Below are 269 nucleotides of genomic sequence, written 5' to 3'. Positions count from 1 at the left end.
AGGTGTTGTTGCATATTAGCTTTTTATTGCCAGCCTTTTATCTCGTGGCGCTAGTGTTAACTGACAATGCGGGCGGCGATCCGGTGCAGTATATTATTCACTATACCGGCATGGGCGCGATCAATAGCCTGTTAGTGACGTTGCTTATTTCGCCCATCGCCAAGCGTTTTAAAATAGCAGCGCTGATACAAACTCGTCGATTAGTGGGCTTGTATGTGTGCGCCTATGCGTTGCTGCACATCAGTGCATTTATTAGCTTAGATTTGTTG

General features: G+C 46.1%; 1 protein-coding gene. It reads left to right on the top strand.

Features of this window, described 5'->3' with window-relative positions; genetic code table 11:
- Nucleotides 1-269 (top strand): cytochrome b family protein (locus tag AAEZ10_RS27395; RefSeq protein ID WP_502947717.1); only part of this gene is annotated, 269 nt, incomplete at both ends.

The organism is Pseudomonas sp. H26/SER47-MNA-CIBAN-0231 (genome assembly GCF_040310465.1).
GTDB classification, from domain to species: Bacteria; Pseudomonadota; Gammaproteobacteria; order Pseudomonadales; family Pseudomonadaceae; genus Aquipseudomonas; species Aquipseudomonas atacamensis.
Note: the sequence above shows the minus strand (reverse complement) of the source record. Positions and strands in the feature narration are given on the sequence as shown.